Raw genomic sequence first — 18916 nt, forward strand, 5'->3', positions numbered from 1 at the left:
GGAAATCAAGGACCGACCAGTGGCCGCCGAAGGCAAGACGATCGACGCGCTGAGCCAGTTCGAGCTGATCCCGGTCCTGGGCCCGGTCGGCCGGGCTGTGGGCTTCTCCCAATCCAACGCGCATATGCTGCTGGCGGTGGGGCTGGTGTCCCTGCTGATGCTGGCTGGCATCCGCAAGCGGGCCCTGGTGCCTGGCCGCCTGCAGGCGGCCTCCGAGATGTTCTACGAGTTCATCGAGAACCTCGTGACCGGCCAGGTGGGGCATGAGGGGAAGAAGTACTTCCCCTTCGTCTTCGCGCTGTTCATGTTCGTGCTGTTCGGCAACCTGATCGGCCTGCTGCCCTACGCCTTCACCTACACCAGCCATATCGCCGTCACGCTCGGCCTCGCAGCCACCGTGTTCTTCGTGACGACGATCGTGGCGCTGGCGCTGCACGGCAAGAAGTTCTTCGGCTACTTCTTCCCCGAGGGCGCGCCGCTCTGGCTGGCGCCCATCATCGTGCCGGTCGAGCTGGTGTCCTACCTCTCCCGGCCGATCAGCCTCTCCGTGCGTCTCTTCGCCAACATGGTGGCGGGCCACGTGTTGCTGAAGGTCTTCGCGACCTTCGTCGTCCTCCTCGGCGGTTTGGGCATGATCGGGCCGGTGGCCGCGCTCCTGCCGCTCTCCGTCAACGTGCTGCTCGTCGGGTTCGAGATCCTGGTGGCCTTCCTGCAGGCCTATGTGTTCGCGATCCTGACCTGCATCTACCTGCACGACGCGGTGCATCTGCACTGACCGCGCCGGCAAACTCTGCAACCGCTCAACAAGGAAGAGTCCTCCGATGAACGATCCTGCCGCCTACCTCGGCGCCTTCAAGGCGCTCGGCGCCGGCATCGCCGTCTTCGCGCTGTTCGGCGTGGGTCTCGCGCTTGGCAACATCTTCTCGACGCTGATCTCGTCGGTTGCCCGCAACCCGTCCGCCCGCGACACCGTGTTCCCGATCGGCATTCTCGGCTTCGCCCTGACGGAAGCCGTCGCGCTCTTCGCGCTGCTGATCGCCTTCCTGATCCTCTTCGCCTGATCGGGTCCGCGGCGCGGCCGGGGAATCCCCCGGCCGTCCGCCGCGGGACGGAGACATGATGACCCGCCTCCTGCACGCGACGGCGCTGGCACTCCTGCTTTCGCAGAGTCCGGTCGCCCTGGCCCAGCAAGTTACGGCCCCCGCGCCCACCGGCTTGGTGCAGACCACCGGGCCCCTGCCGGGCCAGCAGGGGGAAAGCGTACCCGTGCAGGCGGACAGTGACCGCCATCGCGCGGTCACCGAGGCTCAGCGGACGGAAGCCGAGTACCAGGCTGCCGCCCGTTCCGACGCCGATGCCGGCGGCATGCCGCAGCTTGACTTCGGCAACCCGCTGATGATCTCCCAGGTAGTCTGGCTGTTCGTCATCTTCGGCGCGCTGGTCTTCCTCTGCTATCAATACCTGCTGCCGCCTGTCGCAGCGGTGCTCGAGGACCGGCGGGCCCGCATCGCGGCCGACCTGGACGCGGCGCGTGACGCCCGCGCCGAGGCCGAGGCCGCCGAGGCCGGCCGCCGGGACAGCACGGCGCGCGCCCGCGCCGAGGCCCAGGCCTCGATCGCCGCCGCGACCCAGGCCGCCCAGGCCGAATCCGCCGCCCGCGCCGAGGCGCTGGCCGAGCGGCTGAATAAGCAGATCGCCGAGGCCGAGGCCCGTATCGGCGCTGCCCGCACCGCCGCCATGGGCGCGCTGCGCGAGGTGGCCACCGATGCGACCGAAGCCATGGTCCAGCGCCTGTCCGGCGTGACGGACAAGGCGGCCGTCGCGGCCGCCGTCCAGCGGGAGCTCGCGGCCCGCAACCTAAAGCCGGCCGGCTGAGAGGGGGCACGCCATGCACCATTACGAACATTTCTGGCTGGATCCGAAGTTCTGGGTCGCCGTCTCTTTCATCCTCTTCGTGGCCCTGCTGGGGCGGATGATCTGGTCCAAGGTCGCCGCGCTGCTGGATGCCCGGGCCGCGCAGGTGCGAGCCGAGCTGGCCGAGGCGACCCGGCTGCGCGAGGAAGCGGAGACCATGCGTAAGCAGGCGGAGGCGGAGCGGGCCGAGGCCATGCAGGAGGCTGAGGCGATGATCGCCCGCGCCCGTGCCGAGGCTGAGCGCGTGGCGGTCGCCGCTGCCGCCGAGGCCGAGGCGAATGCCGCCCGGCGCGAGCGCATGGCTATGGACCGCATCGCCGCGGCCGAGAGCAGTGCCGTGGCCGAGGTGCGCCAGGCCGCTGCCGAGATCGCGGCCGCCGCCGCGCGCTCGGTCATCGCGGAGAAGCTGACGCCCGAGGCGGATGCCGCCATGGTGGACAAGGCGGTTGCCGACCTGCCCCGCGCGCTGCGCGCCGCCTGAGGTTGCCGACCGAACATTCCGCGGCCTTCGGGCGCGGATCCGAACTGAATGACGGGGGCCTTGCGGCCCCCGTTTTCATTTCGGTGCGACCCGCCTAGCCTCCCCGTAGAATCCAAGCGGGGAGACTTCGGATGCGACGACTACTCTTGGCCGGCGCCGCGGCGCTGATGCTTTGCGCGGGGACGGGCATCGGTGCCGGTGCGGCCCAGGCGGCGACCTTCCGCTGGGCCAATGACGGCGACGTCAATTCCATGGACCCGTATGCGCGGAACGAAACCTTCCTCCTCTCCTTCACCGCGAACATCTACGAGCCGCTGGTCCGCCGGAACCGGGAGCTGAAGGTCGAGCCGGCGCTAGCCGTCTCTTGGTCGCAGCCCTCGCCGACCGTGTGGCGGCTGAACCTGCGCCAGGGCGTGAAGTTCCACGATGGCTCGCCCTTCACCGCGGATGACGTGGTGTTCAGCGCCACGCGGGTGCGGGCGCAGGGCTCGAACCTCACTTCCGTGCTCTCCTCGGTGAAGGAAGTGCGCAAGGTCGACGACTTCACCGTCGAGTTCGAGACGCATGCCCCGGACCCGATCTTCCTCGAGGAGATCACCACCTGGACGATGATGTCCAAGCGCTGGGCCGAGGCGAACAACGCCACCCAGGCGGTGGACCTGACCTCGGGCCAGGAGAACTTCGCCACCCGCAACGCGAACGGCACCGGGCCCTTCATGCTTGCGAGCCGTGAGCCGGACCGACGCACGGTCCTGCGCGCGAACCCGAACTGGTGGGACAAGCCGGAGCACAATCTCGACGAGGTGGTGTTCAACGTCATCGGCAACGACGCCACCCGGATCGCCGCCCTGCTCTCGGGCGAGGTGGACATGGTCTACACCGTGCCGCCGCAGGACACGGAGCGGCTGAGCCGCGCGCCGAACGTGCGCATCCACCAGGGGCCCGAGCTGCGGACGGTCTTCCTCGGCTTCGACCAATCGCGCGACGAGCTGCTGAAGTCGGATGTGAAAGGCAAGAACCCGTTCCGCGACGTGCGGGTGCGCCGGGCCTTCCAGCAGGCGATCGACCTGGAGGCGATCAAGACGCGCATCATGCGCGGCCAGTCCCGCCCGACTAATCTGATGATCGGACCGGGGGTGAATGGCTGGACCGAGGCGGCCGATCGCATCGTGCGCCCGAACATCGATGGCGCGAAGCGGCTGCTGGCGGAGGCGGGCTATCCCAACGGCTTCGGCGTGACGATGGACTGCCCGAACGACCGCTACGTGAACGACGAGGCGATCTGCACGGCCGTCGTCTCGATGCTGGCGCGCATCGGAGTGCGCGTGACGCTGAACGCCCAGACCCGCGCGCGCTACTTCGCCGAGATCCTGGCGCCCCGCTACCAGACGAGCTTCTACCTGCTTGGCTGGACGCCCACGACCTATGATGCCCACAACACGCTCTACAACATCATGGGGACGCGGGGCGGCACGCGTGGCGTGTTCAACTCCGGTGGCTGGAGCAACGCCCGCTTCGACCAGCTGACGGATCAGATCGCGGTGGAGCTGGATGCCACAAAGCGGCAGCAGATGATCGACGAGGCGATGAAAATTCACGCCGACGAGGTCGGGCACATCCCGCTGCACCAGCAGGTGGTGGTCTGGGCCGCGCGCCAGAACATCTCGCTGCAGCTGATGTCGGATAACTACTTCCCGCTTCGCTACGTGCGCGTGGGGCAGTAGGCGAGGGGCTGGTTGGCGCTGGGGAAGGCTCTGCCTTCCCCAGCGCCCTCCGCCAGGAACCTGAGGTTCCTGGACTTCCGTCTGTCAGGGCTGGATGAAGAAGGGCCTCCGGCGGATCGCCGGAGGCCCCTTCTTCATCAACGCATGGGGTTAGGTAGAGCTACAGAAGTTCCAGCTGCCGCTGGTCAACGCCGGGTACGGCGAACTGGGAGCAATCCAGCCCGCCATTCTCCCGCGCCTTGTCCAGGCCCAGGCGCTCCATCGCCACGGCGAAGCGGCGAGCCAACATGTCGGCATAGGGGCCGGTGCCGGTCTGGCGGATGCCGAAGCGGGAGTCGTAGGTCTTGCCAGCGCGGGTCTCGCGGATGAGAGCGAGGACGCGGGCGGCGCGGTCCGGCATATGGGCGTTCAGCCAGTCCTCGAACATCTGCCGGATCTCGAGCGGCAGGCGCAGCAGGACGTAGCCGGCGGCGCGGGCACCATGGGCATGCGAGGCCTCCAGCACCTTCTCCAGCTCGGCATCGTTCACGCCGGGGATCATGGGGGCGGCAAGGACGCCGACCGGGATGCCGGCGCGAGAGAGCTCATGTATGGCGGCCAGGCGGCGCAGCGGCGTGGCGGCGCGGGGCTCCATGACGCGGGCGAGCCGGTTGTCCAGCGTGGTCACGGAGAGGCAGACCTGGACGAGGTTGCGCGCGGCCATGCGCGTCAGGATGTCCATGTCCCGCAGCACGCCGGCGGACTTCGTCACGATGGTGACGGGGTGGTTGAAGCGCTCCAGCACCTCCAGCACCTGCCGCGTCAGGCCGAGGGTGCGCTCTACCGGCTGGTAGGGATCGGTGTTGGAGCCGAGGGCGACCGGGCGCGGGACATAGCCGGGCTTGCGCAGCTCCTTCTCAAGCAGCGTCGCGACCTCCGGCTTGAACTGCAGGCGGGCTTCGAAATCCAGGCCCGGCGACAAGCCGATCCACGCATGGGTCGGGCGGGCATAGCAGTAGATGCAGCCATGCTCGCAGCCCCGATAGGGGTTCACCGAGCGATCGAAGCCGAGATCGGGGCTGTCATTCCAGGTGAGGGCGGAGCGGGCCGAATCCCGCGTGAGCGAGGTGGCCAGCGGCGGCAGGTCGGCCAGGGCCTGGGCGAGGGTGCCCCAGCCGTCGTCGAAGGCGTCGGCGCGGGTCCGTTCGAAACGGTTCGCAGGGTTGGACACGGCTCCCCGGCCGCGGCGGAGGCCGGGAAGCGGGGACGCGCCTTCACGGTTGGGGAGGCCGCGGTTCAGGAGAGGGCTGCCCAGGCTGCCGTCCGGCATGGTGGCCTCCTATTGAGTTCGCCTTGTGTTCTCCCGGATTTGGGCATTGGGGTGCCCTGGCGTCAAGAACATCGTGAGAACGAATCCGTGAAAATGCAGCGCCACGCAGGAATTTCCTCGTGGCGCCGCTTCAGCTGCCCTCAGCGCCAGGTGACGCCGTTGCGGCTGCAGGTCTCGACCCCGCGGCGCTCGCTGGCAGCGCCGTTCATGTAAACCACGCGGATGTCCGAGGCGCAGCTGCCGCCCGTGGGCAGGCTCACCCAAATGGACTGTCCGGGGTTCATGACGTTGTTGCCCAGCCGGTCCTGTCCCCAGTTCGATTGCGAGGAGAGGGAGATGTAGAGTTCCCGGATCGTCTGCCCCGACTGGTTGATGAAGTTGAATGAGGGGTCGCCGCTGCGCGGCGCGGCGATCGAGGCCCCGGCGCCCCCGCTGACGGCGGCGCCCGTGCCGCCGCCGGACCCACCAAAGGCGATGGAGCTGAGCGAGCAGGCATTCACGCCCATCCGCGTTTCCTCTCGCCCATTGGCGTAGGAGACGCGAACATCCAGCACGCAGTCGCCGAAATAGGGGGTGACGAAGACCCGGTTGCCAGAGGGAAGGACGTTGGTGCCGAGGATGTCCGGGCCCCAATTGGAGAGGCGCGACGGGGAGACGTTGGCCGACTGGATCGTCTCGCCCGAATTGTTCAGCAGCCAGAAGCGGTTCTGCGCTTCGGCGGGCGCGGCGGCGAGGCCCACTAGCAGGCCAAGCACCACAAACAAGGCACGCATCCTCTTTTGATCCTCCAGGCGGAAATGTTTCGGAGGTGATCATAATCCGTGCCGTGCCGGAAGTGCCTCCGTGCAGGCGCTGCCGCCGAAATGCCACAGTTCACGCCGGGCGGTTGGCCGGCTGAAAGGGGACGCTGGTATCGGGCGGGGCAGTCACCCTACGCTGCACCGCATGATGCCCCCTGCGGCCCTGTTCCCTTTCCCTTCGCTTTCCACGCCGCGGCGGCGAGGGAGCGGCATTGGGAGACCCCACCGGGTTGCCTTGCTGGCCGCGGCGCTGCTGGCGGGATGCGCAGCCGGCGAGGCCTCGGGGCCCGCTTCGCCCGATGCCTCCTGGTCCCCGCTGGCGCAGGCGGTGCCGGGCCAGCCCTCCGTTCCGGCTTCGGGTCAGGCCACCCGCCGCAGCGCGCCCGCCGCGGCGCCCGAGGGGGTGTTCGGCGCCTATCTCGCCGGGCGGCTGGCAGCCAATGAGAGCGATGCAGGGGCCGCAGCGGAGGCGTTGCTGGCGGCCCTTTCGGCGGAGCCTGATGAGCCGGAGATCCTCACCCGGGCCTTCAACGCGGCGGTCATGGATGGGCGGCCCGATGCGGTGCGGTTGGCACGGCGCCTGCCCGACAGCCAACTCGCGGCCCTGTTGCTGGCAGGGGCGGATGCCCAGGCGGGGCGATGGGATCGGGCCGAGACGCGTATCCGGAGCCTGCCGCGCCAAGGCAGCGCGCAGATCCTGCAGCCGCTGCTGCTGGCCTGGATCCAGGCCGGGCGCGGCAATGCCGATGCCGCACTGGCCACGTTGCGGCCCTTCACCGAGGGCGGGCAGCTTCGCGGTGTGGCGGCGCTGCATGGCGCGATGATCGCCGATGTGGTCAATCGCCCGCGCGATGCAGAGCGGCTGATCCGCATCGCGGTGGCCGAGGCGAATGAGCCGAACATGCGCCTGACCACCATTGCCGCGGGCATCCTGGCCCGGGCGGGGCGGGAGGCGGATGGGGCGCGGCTGTTCAATGCCATGGCGCTTGGCTCCGACGATATCGCGCTGACGGCGGGGCCCGCCGCGCAGCGGGCGGCGCTGGCGGGGCGGGCCGTCGCTTCCTCGGTGGAGGGGATGGCCGAGGCGCAGGTGGCGCTGGGCGCTGCGCTGCGTGGGCAGGGATCGCCGGAGCTGGCGCTGATCCTCGCGCGGCTGTCGCTGCGGCTGCGGCCGGGCTTCGCCCCCGCGCAGATCCTCATCGCCGAGGCCATGGCCGATGAGCGCCATGTCGCCGCCGCCCTGGCAGTGCTGGAGGGGATTTCGGAGGATGATCCGATGGCGCCGCTGGTGGCGCTGCGTCGGGCCGCGCTGCTGGGCCGGCTGGGCCGGGGCGGCGAGGCGGTGTCGCTGCTGCGGCGGCTTGCGGATGCCAATCCGGGTGCGCCGCAGCCGGCCATCGCGCTGGGCGACATCCTGCGGCGGGAGCGGCGCGCTTCCGAGGCGGCGGCGGCCTATGGGGTTGCCATCGGTTACCTGGCACGGCCCGGCGCGTCCGACTGGCCGCTGTTCCATGCCCGCGCCATGGTGCGCGAGCAGGCGGGGGACTGGGCAGGGGCCGAGGCGGATCTCCGCCAGGCCCTCGCGCTGTCCCCGGACCAGCCGACGGTGCTGAACCATCTGGCCTATGCCTGGGTGGAGCGGGGCGAGCGGCTGGAGGAGGCGCGCGGGATGCTCGAGCGCGCGGTTTCGGCGCGGCCGGAGGACGGCAACATCGCCGACAGCCTGGGATGGGCGCTGTTCCGCCTGAGCGACTTCCCGGGCGCCATTCGCTGGCTGGAGAAGGCGGCGGAGCTGGAGCCGCGCAACTCTGTCATCAACGACCATCTTGGCGATGCCTATTGGGCCGTGGGGCGGCGGGCCGAGGCGCGCTTCCAGTGGCGCCGCGCGCTGGGCCTGGAGCTGGAGCCGGGCGAGGCCGGGCGGATCGAGGTGAAGATGCGCGACGGGCTGCCTTCCGCCACCGCGCTGCGGTGATGTGCCGGATGGGGCGGGGCGCCGCGGCCCGGGCCAGGGCGTGATGGCGGGCGGGTCCATGGAGGGCGGCGTAGCGGAGGCTGCGCCGGCCAAGATCAACCTGCACCTGCATGTCACGGGGCGGCGGGCGGATGGATACCATCTGCTGGACAGCCTGGTGGTCTTCGCCGGGGCGGCGGATGCGCTGGCCGTGGCGCCGGCCGCCGATGGGCTTTCGCTGGAGCTGGGCGGGCCCGAGGGCGGGGCCCTGGCGGCGGAGCCGGACAATCTGGTGCTGCGGGCCGCACGGCTGCTGGCGGAGGCCGCTGGGCGGCCGCTGGGCGGAGCCGGGCTTCGGCTGGAGAAGCATCTGCCGGTGGCATCCGGCATTGGCGGCGGATCGGCGGATGCTGCGGCGGCGCTGCGGGCGCTGGACCGGTTCTGGCGGTTGGGAATGGGCACGGCGCGGCTGGAGGCGATGGCGCTGCAGCTGGGGGCGGATGTGCCGGTCTGCGTGGGTTCCCGCCCGGCGCGGATGGCCGGGGTGGGGGAGGTACTGACGCCTGCTCCGCGATTGCCGGAATTCGGGCTGGTGCTGGCAAATCCACGTATTTCGGTGGCGACGCCGGGGATCTTCGCAGCGCGCCGCGGGGCGTTCTCGGCCCCGGCCGCACTGCCCGCCGGCTGGGGGGATGCGGCTGCCATGGCGGCCGACCTTCGGGGGCTGGGGAATGACCTGGAGCCGCCAGCGATCGCGCTGTGCCCGCCGATTGCGGATGTGCTGTCGGCACTGTCGGCGCTGCCCGGGGCGTTGATGGCCCGGATGAGCGGCTCGGGTGCGACCTGCTTCGCGGTATTTGCGGATGCCGGGGTGGCGAAGTGTGCGGCGGCGGGGCTGCCAGCGGGGTGGTGGCGCTGGGGTGGTGGGATTTACGCCGTCCGGTGACACGGTGGGGCTTTACGGAACGCCCCGGCGGGGACATGTTCCGGCCCGCTCGGTTCCCCGAGCCGGTGGGGCGTAGCCAAGTGGTAAGGCAGCGGTTTTTGGTACCGCCATTCCCAGGTTCGAATCCTGGCGCCCCAACCAGCGTATCGGATTTCCTTTCCACTTCAGTGTCTTGCGTCGGCGATCCAGCCCTTGGAGGCGGCTCGGCGGCCCGTGTCACACATCACTGTCACACAAGAGCGTCACACAACGGCCCGCCCCGCCCGGCGCCGGCCGCGACGCCGCACCACTCACCTCGCCCTGCGGGGCGGCCGCTGGGTCTGGCGCCGTCGGCTGCCCGCCCGCCTCCTGAGGCACTCCGGAGAGGACGATTCCGCGTGCACGCCCGCGGCCATCCAGATAGCTCTGGGAACAGGCGACCGGGGAATGGCGGTGGTTCGCACTGCGCTGCTGGATGCCGAGTTCGAGCGGTGGGTGGCGGTGCAGATGAGCGCAGGAACTGTGGGACGGAGAGAGACGCTCGGGGCGGCGCTCGCGGCATTCCGCAACCGCGCCATTACATGGAGCGAGGTGAACCGGGCAGCCCGTCCTGCCGGGGTGAGGGGCGTCGATGCCCCGGTGACGGAGTGGTCCATCGGAAGCGATCTGGGCCGGGATCTCTGCGCCTTCGCGGATCAGCCCGACGCAATGGGCCAAGCTCTGCCCCTCGACCTCGCGAGGCGCCTGACGGAGGCGCTTGCTCCCGGCACAGACACCGCAGGCAGGTCTTACGGGGTGGTGGCCGGGCAGCCTGCCGCTGCCTTCGCGGCGGGCAGGGAGGCGGCACCGATACGGACCAGCCCGTTCGGCGAGAGCGCCCGGCGCGCAGCCGTAGCCGAGGGCCGTGCCGGTTTTCTCGAGAGGGCGCTGTGGGCCAACGACACCGACCTCGCGGAGGAGCACATGGCGCGCTTCGAGGCGGAGGAGGGCTTCGCCTTTGGACCCTCGCTTCGGCCGGTCGCGCTCCGCTATGCCCTCAGAATTCTCGCGGACGTTGCGCGTGAGGATGCCCGCCGCGAACTTGGAGAGTATCCCCCAGCTGATCTCGATCCGCTTATGGCCATGCCTCTCGAGGGCGATCATCCGGCCGGGAGCCTTGGGGAAGGCCATGTCCCGGCTGGCACAGGCACGCGGACGGCATCAGAGACGAGCGGCGAACAGGAAACCAGCGCACAGACTGCACCCGCTGAGCTAACCACGGTGGCAACAGGGACCCGCTTCATGGAGGTCTCGGCGGCCGCGATCGCCCGGATTAAAGACCGGACGGCCGATCATGTCGGCGCGAAACAGATCCGCGACTACAACGTGGCCAGACGCCTTTTTGGCGAACTCTCCGGTGACCTGGAGATCGGCGCGATCACGCGGGAAAGCTGTCAAAAGCTCGTGACGGAGCTCAGCCGGATCCCGAGCCAGCACGGCAAAGGCGAGCGATACCGTAATATGACCCTGCGCGAGGCGATCATCGCGGCGGACAACGATGACACGGCGTCAATGCGTGCTGCGGTTGCCGCCGGATCCGACCCCGAAGACGCCTCCCGAGTTCCCCGCATGGCCCCAGCCACGATCAACAAGCACCTCACCAGTCTTCAGGCTCTCGTCGGTGAGCAAACCGCCATGGACCGGAAGGGTCAAACACCATTCCTCGCCGTCAGGTTCTCAAAGGCACACGTCAAGGCCAATGCCACGTTCGACCGAAAGCAACTTGAGGATGACCGCCTCTCGGCCATTTTCCACGGTCCGGTCTTCACCGGGTTCTCCGACGATGCTGAGGAACGTTTCCTCCCAGGTGATACCCTCATTCGCGACACCCGCTACTGGGTTCCACTCGTCGCGCTTTACGGGGGCGAACGTATGGAAGAGCTCCTTGAGCTCTGGCCGGATGACGTGATGAAGGAGGACGGGGTTGACCTTATCTCAATCGGCGCGATTCACGACCGCAAGCGCGCTCGGGTGAAGAGCGCAAGCAGTGTCCGGAAGGTGCCGGTTCACAGCGTTCTCAAGCGGCTCGGCTTTCTGGATTACGCTCGCACGATGCGGGAAAGCGGCTCGCGGCTGCTCTTCCCAGGGTTCAAGCGAGGTGGTCCTGACAGGCGCTTCGGGCACCACTTCAGTCAGTGGTGGACGGGGTACCGCCGCGGCGTCGACGCCTACAAGGAAGGGCAGGATTTCCACTCGATGCGCCATGGCGTGAACACGCGGCTTCTCGCGGCCAAGGTCCCGGAGACTATCATCCGAACGCTGCTTGGCCACAGCCAGGGAAGCAGTATGACCGGTGGCACATACAACAGCGGTCTTTCCAATGCCGAACTCGCGGATGCAATAGAGCTGCTTCGTTATCCTGAGTTGGACCTCGATCTACTGATAGAACGCGCCCGATTTCCACAAACTGCGGAAATGGCGCGCAGATGACATTACTGTCCTATCTGCGCTGCAAGTGGCCGGGAACCTGGATCCGTGCAGCTCGTCCGACGGCAGACCTGATTCGCAGCAACGAGGGGATCGCCTATGCGCGACTGTGTCCCAGGCATGTGCGCCGATCAACACTTCAGGTACCCATTGGAGCGCCGCCTCGAAGCGGGAGGTCAATGCAGCCGCTGACCTTGGTGATGCTGGATCTCTGACCGGGGAGAGAGCGCTTCGGTGGGTGATGTCTCCGCTGGGTGGCACGGCGGACTTTGACCGAAAGCGGAACGACGGCTTTCCGGCTGCCAACAGCCCGAAGCTGACATTATCAACATGCGGCGGGACGAAATCACAGAAGCCCACCGGGCCAGGGTCTGTAGCGCGGTCCGGCCCGGTAGCCGGGTCCGGTCCGTCGGCATCAATTTTCAGCCTGAGGAACGGGCAGGTACGAAGCGCGTTAAGGGCTTCAGGCCAACGATATTACCCCTGAGGGTGCAACCAGTGTCTCGATATGACCATCCCTGCCCCCCTGCGGCCAGAGCTTGGCCCGGCTCGTGGCACAGCCATGCACTTTGGCGACCAGAATCTGCCCGATGAACGACTTCACTCGGGGGGGCACCGTGGAGCAGGCAACCGAGGCGGCACTGCGCGACAGCGAGGCCTCCCTCCGCTCGGTCCTGGACGGCAATACGGATTGCCTGAAGGTGATCGATACCCGGGGGTGTATCGAGTACATGAACGCCAATGGGCGTTGCCTGATGGAGATCGAGGACTTCGACACCATCAAGGGGCGGAAGTGGGCCGAGCTCTGGCCGAAGGAAGCGCAGGGGCAGATCCAGGAAGCTACCGCCGCGGCACTGGCTGGCTCACCAGCTCGGTTCGAGGCTTTCTGTCCCACGGCGAAGGGATCGCCCCGGTGGTGGGATGTAGTTGTCTCACCGGTACGGGACGCCGCTGGTCGGGTGGTGCGGGTCATTTCGGCCTCCCGCGATATTACGGAGCGCAGGGCAACCCTGGCTGCCTTGGCTGACAGCGAAGCCCGTATGCGCAGCCTGTTCGCCCGTATGAGCGAAGGATTTTTCCTCGGCGAGGTAATGCGCGACCTGGAAACGCAAGCTATCACGGATTTCCGATTTCTAGAGGCTAACCCGGCCTTCGAGGTACAGACGGGTCTCCCCGTTTCCGAGGTCCTGGGCCGTTCGGCACGGGAAATCCTGCCCAACCTGCCGGATTGGCTTTTCGAGACCTATGCCCGCGTCGTTGAGACGGGCGCGCCAGAACGGTTTGAGCTGCATGTTCCGGGTCTCGGCGGACGCTGGTACCAGGCACGGGCGCACCAGGCTGACGGGTATGGCCGCTTTGCCGCCCTCTTCATGGACGTGACCGAACACAAGCAGGCCGAGGAGGAGCTACGGCGGCAACTCCGATTGACCGAGGCGATCACCAACAACGCGGCGGCCTCTCTCTTCATCATGGACGAGCAGCAGCGCTGCGCCTTCATGAACCCGGCGGCTGAGGAACTTACCGGGTTCACTTTGGCCGAGGCAAAGGGTCGCATTCTCCACGAGCTGATCCACCACACTCACCCAGATGGCTCACCATTCCCTCTCGAGGAATGCCCCATCGACCGTGCCTTCCCCGAACGCATGCGCGTCCAGGGCGAGGAGGTGTTCGTCCACAAAGACGGCCATTTCTACACAGTGGCCTTCACGGCCAGCCCTATCCTGGAAAATGGCATCCCAGTCGGCACCGTGATCGAGGCCCAGGACATCACTGAACGTAAGCGCATCGAGCAGGCCCTGGCGGCAGCCAAGGAAGCCGCCGAGGATGCGAACCTGGCCAAGAGCCAGTTCATTGCAAACATGAGCCATGAGCTGCGCACGCCGCTCTCAGCCGTGATCGGCTATTCCGAAATGTTGGAGGAGGAGGCTGCCGACATTGAGGGCGGCGAAGTCCTGACCAAGGACCTTCAGAAGATCGGATCGAACGCCCGTCACCTACTCTCGCTCATCAACGACGTGCTTGACCTCTCCAAAATCGAGGCAGGCAAGATGGAGATGCAGCCGGAGGAGTTTGACCCGTCGAAGCTCATGCAGGACGCAGTCAACACTGTCCATTCGCTTGTCCTGAGTAAGGAAAACGTTCTTGAAGTCGACCTAGCACCCGATCTCGGTAGCATGTATTCGGACCCCCTCAAGATCAGGCAGTGCCTGATCAACCTTCTGTCAAACGCGGCCAAGTTCACCGAGCGCGGGCGGATCACTCTGAAGGCCGAGCGCGTGCGCGACGAAGAGGCGCACAACTGGATTGATTTCAGCGTTAGCGACACAGGCATCGGCATGACGTCGGAGCAGATGAGCCGCCTGTTCACACGCTTCACCCAGGCTGATAGCTCCACTACTCGCCGCTTTGGCGGCACCGGGCTGGGCCTTTCCATCAGCAAGGCCTTCTGCAGCATGCTCGGCGGCGACATCGCCGTAGACAGCTTGCCCGGGCATGGAACCACGTTCCGGATCCGGATTCCTGCAGACCTCCGGCAGGTCCGGGCATCGCAGGACGAGGCGGCCGTCGGCGTTGGCGAGGCTGCTATGGAAGAGGATGCCCTTGAGGAGGGGGCAGCCGGACGTGTCCTGGTGGTGGACGACGACGCGGCCACACGGGATCTGCTGGCGCGCTTCCTGCGGCGCGAGGGGTTCGCGGTAAGAACGGCAGCTGACGGGGAGACGGGGTTGCGCATGGCGCGCGAGATCCGGCCCATCGCCGTGCTACTGGACGTAATGATGCCGAAGATGGACGGATGGTCCGTCCTCTCGGCTCTAAAAGCAGACCCAGAACTCGCTGAGGTCCCAGTCATCATGGTGACCGTGGTGCAGGAGAAGGGCCTGGCCTTCTCTCTCGGGGCATCAGATTATCTGACCAAGCCGGTGGAGTGGTCACGGCTCAAGCGGCTGCTGGACAGGTATCGTCCACAAACCAGCCCCGGTGCCGCGCTAGTGGTGGAGGCCGACACCCCAACCCGCAGCGAGATCTGCCGCCTTCTGGAAGCCGAGGGCTGGGTTGTGATTGAGACAAGCGACATCTCCACAGCCATGCGCCACCTTGAAGAGGCCCCCACCCAGCCGGGCCTAGTACTGGTCTCCGTGCAGCCGCCAGGGACCGACGCCTTCTCTCTGATACAGGCCATCCATCGCCGACCAGAGTGGCGCGAAGTGCCCGTGATCGCCATTGCCGGTGGCGAGATGACCGCGGACGAGATCGAGCGCCTACGAGGACAGGTCCGCCGTATTCTCCCAGCTGAGGCGGAACTGCCGGGGGCGTTGGCGACGGAACTTCGCCGCCTGGCTACACGGAGCGCGATCCCAGCCCAGCCGACAGAAGGAAAAGAGGCGCCATCGTGACCAAGATCCTGCTGGTCGAGGATACCGAGGACATTCGCGACTTCCTTGCTCGTCGGCTGCGCCGTCGTGGGTTCGAGGTAGAGTTGGCCCAGGATGGCGAGGCCGGGGTAAGGGCCGTACGAGAAGGACGTCCTGAGTTGGTTCTGCTCGACATGAGCATGCCAGTGAAAGACGGCTGGACCGCTGCACGCGAGATACGAGCCGATCCGGCCACAGCTTCTGTCCCGATTATCGCGCTCACCGCCCATGCGCTGGCAGGCGACCAGGAGAAGGCGCTGGCCGCAGGCTGCGATGATTATCATTCGAAGCCTGTAGAGCTGCCGCGGCTGCTCGAGCAGATCGAAACCTTCCTGGTCAGGCAGGGTCGAGGGCGATCCTGACCGGCACTGCTTCTTCTCCTGTCTCCCGTCATAGACGATTTCTGAACTGCCTCTGAGAGGCCTGAAACGTTGGAAACGAAAGCGCACCACTTCTGTTTGTCTCGGACTCAGGTGGAGAGCCAATAAACATGAATGCTCGGGCCGATCTACCGGCGCCGCAGGTGCTGCGGCGGTCACGGATCCGGGAAGGGAGAGACTTTCCGCTCGGGGCAATATGGGACGGAGTGGGCGTGAACTTCGCACTGTTCTCCGCCCATGCCACAAAGGTCGAGCTTTGCTTGTTCGACGAGGCAGGCGAGCAGGAGGTTGAGCGGATAGAACTTCCCGAGTTCTCGGACGAGGTGTGGCATGGATACCTGCCCGATGCCCGCCCGGGCACTGTCTATGGCTATCGTGTCCATGGGCCCTATGCGCCTGAGGCGGGACACCGCTTCAACCCGAACAAGCTGCTGCTGGACCCCTATGCGCGGACCATCATCGGCGAGCTGACCTGGGGGCCGGAGGTCTTCGGCTACAAGATGGAGACCGGTAATGACCGGACCTTTGACGAGCGTGACAGCGCGCCGCTCATGCCGAAATGCCGTGTCATCGATCCTGCCTTTACCTGGGGCCGCGAACGGGGCGCGGCTGTGCCCTGGGAACGCACGATCGTCTACGAAACCCATGTGAAAGGCTTCACGCGACTGCACCCGGAACTGCCCGAGGAGATGCGCGGCACCTATGATGGCCTTTCCTCGCCCGAGGTGGTGGAATATCTGCGCGGCCTCGGTGTGACCTCGGTCGAGCTGCTGCCGATCCACACCTTCATCAACGACAACTTCCTGCTGGAGCGCGGGCTCACAAACTACTGGGGCTACAATACCATCAGCTTTTTCTCCCCGGCCCGGCGCTACGCCCGGACCTCCTCCTCTGCCGTCTCCGAGTTCAAGCAGATGGTGGCGCGGCTGCATGAGGCCGGGCTCGAGGTAATCCTAGATGTCGTCTACAACCACACTGCTGAGGGTAACGAGAAGGGGCCGACCCTCTCCTTCAAGGGTATTGATAACGCCAGCTACTACCGGCTGATGCCCGACCAGAAGCGCTACTACATCAACGACACTGGCACGGGGAACACACTGAACCTCTCCCACCCGCGCGTGCTGCAGATGGTGACCGACAGTCTGCGCTACTGGGCCACCGAGATGCGGGTTGACGGATTCCGCTTCGACCTGGCGACCATCCTCGGCCGTGAGCCCTACGGCTTCGACGAGGGCGGCGGATTTCTCGACAGTTGCCGCCAGGATCCGATCCTCTCCCGCACGAAGCTTATAGCGGAACCCTGGGATTGCGGCCCGGGTGGCTATCAGGTGGGCGGGTTTCCCCCGGGTTGGGCGGAGTGGAACGACCGCTTCCGCGACACAGTACGCGCCTTTTGGAAAGGCGATGAGGGGCAGGTGGCCGAACTTGCCGGGCGAATCACCGCCTCGGGCGACAAGTTCAACCGCCGGGGCCGCAAGCCTTGGGCAAGCGTGAACTTCGTCACCGCCCATGATGGGTTCACACTGCACGACCTCGTCTCTTATAACGAGAAGCACAACGAGGCGAATGGCGAGGGGAATCGCGACGGCCATTCGGATAACCGCTCCTGGAATCACAGGGCCGAAGGGCTAACCAACAACCCTGAGATCCGCGCCCTGCGCGAGCGCCAGAAGCGTAACATGCTGGCGACCCTGCTTCTCTCCCAGGGCACGCCGATGATTCTGGCCGGGGACGAACTCGGCCGCACGCAGAAGGGCAACAACAATGCCTATTGCCAGGATAACGAGATCAACTGGCTGGACTGGGCAGCGATCGGCGAGGAGGGGCAGTCGCTCGCCGCTTTCACTCGCAAGCTGATCGCCCTGCGGCAGGGCTTCCCCGTGCTGCGCCGGGGCCGGTTCCTGACGGGCGCAAATAATGAGGAGTTAGGCGTCAGGGATGTCACCTGGGTCTCGCCAGCCGGGACCGAGATGGAATCGTCACAGTGGGAGCATGCGGGTACGCGCTGTTTTGGCATGTTGCTGGACGGGCGGGCACAAACCAGCGGCATCCGTCGCCCTGCTTCAGACGCGACGCTGCTGGTAATCCTCAATGCGCATCATGACGTGGTGGAGTTCTCGCTCCCCGAGGCCACGGCCGGACGCCGATGGCTGCTGCTGGTGGACACCAACCGGCCAGAGTTGGACGAACCTGAGCCCTTCGATTTGGGGCATGCATATCTCGCAACAGGGCGATCGCTGCTTCTCTTCGTCCTGGTCCCGGAAAGCGAAGCCAAGGTGATCCTCAGCGTCGCCCGGGCCGCGCTTCTGGCCGGGAGGACGCCCCCGCCTCTGCCAAGTGCCCCCGGGCCAATTGGATGAGGGCCGAGCAAGAGTGGAGGTCGGCCCTCATCCGCGCCAATGTTGACCAGCCGTGCTTCGTGCCCAGGAGCTTCATGGACGAATGTCATTGGCGCCGTGTTGTTGCCTTCCGAGATGCTAAAAAATGACCCGGTTCAGCTATCACATTTCGCACGAGCAATTCTCGCCGGGTGATCTCCTCGACTTGGTCTGCCGGGCAGAGGATGCAGGGTTCGATGCGGCGTTCTCGTCTGATCACCTTCAACCCTGGGCACCGGCTCAAGGGCATTCCGGCTTTGCCTGGGCTTGGCTAGGTGCCGCACTTCAGGCCACAAAAAGGCTCAGCTTTGGCGTAATTAGTGTGCCAGGCGGCTGGCGCTACAGCCCCGCTGTCTTGGCGCAGGCTATCGCCACGCTCGGTCAGATGTTCCCCGGCCGAGTACCCTGGGTGGCACTGGGAAGTGGCGAAGCGGTCAATGAGGCGGTTACCGGGCAGCCTTGGCCCGAGAAGGCGGAGCGCAATGCGCGGCTGCAGGAAGGGGCGGAGATCATTCGTGCTTTACTTGCGGGCGAGACGGTCACCCATCACGGTCGGGTATCGGTGGTTGAAGCCCGCATCTGGTCGCGGCCCGAGCAAGCCACTCGTCTCGTCGGCGCGGCCACAAGCGAAGCGACGGCAGAATGGCTCGGTCGTTGGGCCGATGGGCTGCTTACAGTAGGAACCCGTCCGGCCGCGCTGAAGCGGACGATCGAGGCATTTCGACGCGGTGGTGGTGAGGGTAAGCCGATCTACTTAAAAGCAGACCTGAGTTGGGCTGGTTCCGAGGATGAGGCATTACGTCAAGCTCATGAACAATGGCGTTTCAACTTGCTCGGCGGCGACGCAAACTGGGAGCTCCGGACACCGAGCCAATTTGAGACTGCAACACGCTTTGTACGGCCTGAGGACATGCGAGAGGCCGTCCTGATCTCGGCCGATCCCGCCCGTCACGCCGAATGGCTGGCCGAATGTATGGAGCTCGGCTTCGAAAGCATCGACCTGCACCAGGTAGGCAGGAACCAGCGGGGCTTTATCGACACCTTCGGTGAGAAGGTTCTGCCAGCATTGCGCCGCTGACCTTGCAACAGAGCGTGCAGCGGCCGACGCACTTCTGCAGCTGAGGCACAGGGGTCTCTCCTCGGTGGTGCACACGTCTCCCCCTGGCTGAGAG

14 protein-coding genes and 1 tRNA gene are annotated in these 18916 nt (G+C 66.6%); 13 read left to right on the top strand and 2 right to left on the bottom strand.

Translation table 11 applies throughout. From position 1 onward, the window contains the following. The first annotated feature begins 19 nt into the window (after positions 1–19). The 5 genes from GSE44_RS09690 to GSE44_RS09710 all read left to right on the top strand — a co-directional run bounded on the left by GSE44_RS09690 (position 20) and on the right by GSE44_RS09710 (position 4119). Positions 20–775 carry a F0F1 ATP synthase subunit A gene (locus GSE44_RS09690; protein ID WP_159348588.1) on the top strand — a complete coding sequence of 252 codons (756 nt, stop codon included), beginning with the start codon at positions 20–22 and terminating at the stop codon, positions 773–775. Between the two features lie 46 nt (positions 776–821). Beyond that, the gene (locus GSE44_RS09695; protein ID WP_073134617.1) at positions 822–1061 is read left to right on the top strand and encodes an ATP synthase subunit C family protein; all 240 of its coding nucleotides are present in this window, start codon (positions 822–824) and stop codon (positions 1059–1061) included. A gap of 55 nt (positions 1062–1116) precedes the next feature. Beyond that, positions 1117–1875, top strand: coding sequence for a F0F1 ATP synthase subunit B family protein (locus tag GSE44_RS09700; RefSeq protein ID WP_235924685.1), 759 nt, complete (start codon positions 1117–1119; stop codon positions 1873–1875). A 13-nt stretch (positions 1876–1888) separates the two neighbouring features. Next, complete coding sequence (locus GSE44_RS09705; RefSeq protein WP_159348589.1) at positions 1889–2395, top strand: F0F1 ATP synthase subunit B family protein; 507 nt, start codon at positions 1889–1891, stop codon at positions 2393–2395. A 131-nt stretch (positions 2396–2526) separates the two neighbouring features. After that, positions 2527–4119, top strand: coding sequence for an ABC transporter substrate-binding protein (locus tag GSE44_RS09710; protein WP_159348590.1), 1593 nt, complete (start codon positions 2527–2529; stop codon positions 4117–4119). Between the two features lie 160 nt (positions 4120–4279). Here the strand turns inward: GSE44_RS09710 and GSE44_RS09715 are convergent, their stop codons facing one another. Together GSE44_RS09715 and GSE44_RS09720 are read right to left on the bottom strand one after the other, a co-directional pair. After that, the gene (locus GSE44_RS09715) at positions 4280–5428 is read right to left on the bottom strand and encodes a PA0069 family radical SAM protein (RefSeq protein ID WP_159348591.1); all 1149 of its coding nucleotides are present in this window, start codon (positions 5426–5428) and stop codon (positions 4280–4282) included. 140 nt (positions 5429–5568) lie between these two features. Then, complete coding sequence (locus GSE44_RS09720) at positions 5569–6201, bottom strand: Tat pathway signal protein (protein WP_159348592.1); 633 nt, start codon at positions 6199–6201, stop codon at positions 5569–5571. A gap of 262 nt (positions 6202–6463) precedes the next feature. Between GSE44_RS09720 and GSE44_RS09725 the strand changes: the two genes are divergently transcribed. From GSE44_RS09725 to GSE44_RS09760, 8 genes are all read left to right on the top strand, one after another. Further along, a complete protein-coding gene (locus GSE44_RS09725) occupies positions 6464–8203 on the top strand; it encodes a tetratricopeptide repeat protein (RefSeq protein WP_235924686.1) in 1740 nt (579 codons plus the stop codon). Between the two features lie 43 nt (positions 8204–8246). Next, complete coding sequence (locus tag GSE44_RS09730; RefSeq protein WP_159348593.1) at positions 8247–9128, top strand: 4-(cytidine 5'-diphospho)-2-C-methyl-D-erythritol kinase; 882 nt, start codon at positions 8247–8249, stop codon at positions 9126–9128. A gap of 66 nt (positions 9129–9194) precedes the next feature. Next, a tRNA-Gln gene (locus tag GSE44_RS09735) sits at positions 9195–9269 on the top strand. 72 nt (positions 9270–9341) lie between these two features. Then, a complete protein-coding gene (locus GSE44_RS09740; RefSeq protein WP_328799064.1) occupies positions 9342–11576 on the top strand; it encodes a site-specific integrase in 2235 nt (744 codons plus the stop codon). A 587-nt stretch (positions 11577–12163) separates the two neighbouring features. After that, positions 12164–14968, top strand: a complete 2805-nt coding sequence (locus GSE44_RS09745; RefSeq protein ID WP_159348595.1) for a PAS domain-containing protein — start codon at positions 12164–12166, stop codon at positions 14966–14968. Continuing rightward, positions 14965–15348: a response regulator gene (locus GSE44_RS09750; RefSeq protein WP_159348596.1), complete on the top strand. Its 384-nt coding sequence runs from the start codon at positions 14965–14967 to the stop codon at positions 15346–15348. The genes GSE44_RS09745 and GSE44_RS09750 overlap by 4 nt, the downstream gene beginning before the upstream one ends. 128 nt (positions 15349–15476) lie before the next feature. Next, positions 15477–17726 carry a glycogen debranching protein GlgX gene (gene glgX / locus GSE44_RS09755; RefSeq protein WP_159348597.1) on the top strand — a complete coding sequence of 750 codons (2250 nt, stop codon included), beginning with the start codon at positions 15477–15479 and terminating at the stop codon, positions 17724–17726. A gap of 124 nt (positions 17727–17850) precedes the next feature. After that, positions 17851–18822 carry a TIGR03885 family FMN-dependent LLM class oxidoreductase gene (locus GSE44_RS09760; RefSeq protein ID WP_159348598.1) on the top strand — a complete coding sequence of 324 codons (972 nt, stop codon included), beginning with the start codon at positions 17851–17853 and terminating at the stop codon, positions 18820–18822. Positions 18823–18916 lie beyond the last annotated feature (94 nt).

Source organism: Muricoccus harenae (genome assembly GCF_009848505.1).
GTDB lineage: Bacteria > Pseudomonadota > Alphaproteobacteria > Acetobacterales > Acetobacteraceae > Roseomonas > Roseomonas harenae.

Excerpts from the sequence above, each read along its gene's own strand:
- GSE44_RS09695 (WP_073134617.1), top strand. The coding sequence starts at position 822 with ATGAACGATCCTGCCGCCTACCTCGGCGCCTTCAAGGCGCTCGGCGCC.
- GSE44_RS09700 (WP_235924685.1), top strand. The coding sequence starts at position 1,117 with ATGATGACCCGCCTCCTGCACGCGACGGCGCTGGCACTCCTGCTTTCG.
- GSE44_RS09705 (WP_159348589.1), top strand. The coding sequence starts at position 1,889 with ATGCACCATTACGAACATTTCTGGCTGGATCCGAAGTTCTGGGTCGCC.
- GSE44_RS09710 (WP_159348590.1), top strand. The coding sequence starts at position 2,527 with ATGCGACGACTACTCTTGGCCGGCGCCGCGGCGCTGATGCTTTGCGCG.
- GSE44_RS09715 (WP_159348591.1), bottom strand. The coding sequence starts at position 5,428 with ATGCCGGACGGCAGCCTGGGCAGCCCTCTCCTGAACCGCGGCCTCCCC.
- GSE44_RS09720 (WP_159348592.1), bottom strand. The coding sequence starts at position 6,201 with ATGCGTGCCTTGTTTGTGGTGCTTGGCCTGCTAGTGGGCCTCGCCGCC.
- GSE44_RS09730 (WP_159348593.1), top strand. The coding sequence starts at position 8,247 with ATGGCGGGCGGGTCCATGGAGGGCGGCGTAGCGGAGGCTGCGCCGGCC.
- GSE44_RS09745 (WP_159348595.1), top strand. The coding sequence starts at position 12,164 with ATGAACGACTTCACTCGGGGGGGCACCGTGGAGCAGGCAACCGAGGCG.
- glgX (WP_159348597.1), top strand. The coding sequence starts at position 15,477 with ATGAATGCTCGGGCCGATCTACCGGCGCCGCAGGTGCTGCGGCGGTCA.
- GSE44_RS09760 (WP_159348598.1), top strand. The coding sequence starts at position 17,851 with ATGACCCGGTTCAGCTATCACATTTCGCACGAGCAATTCTCGCCGGGT.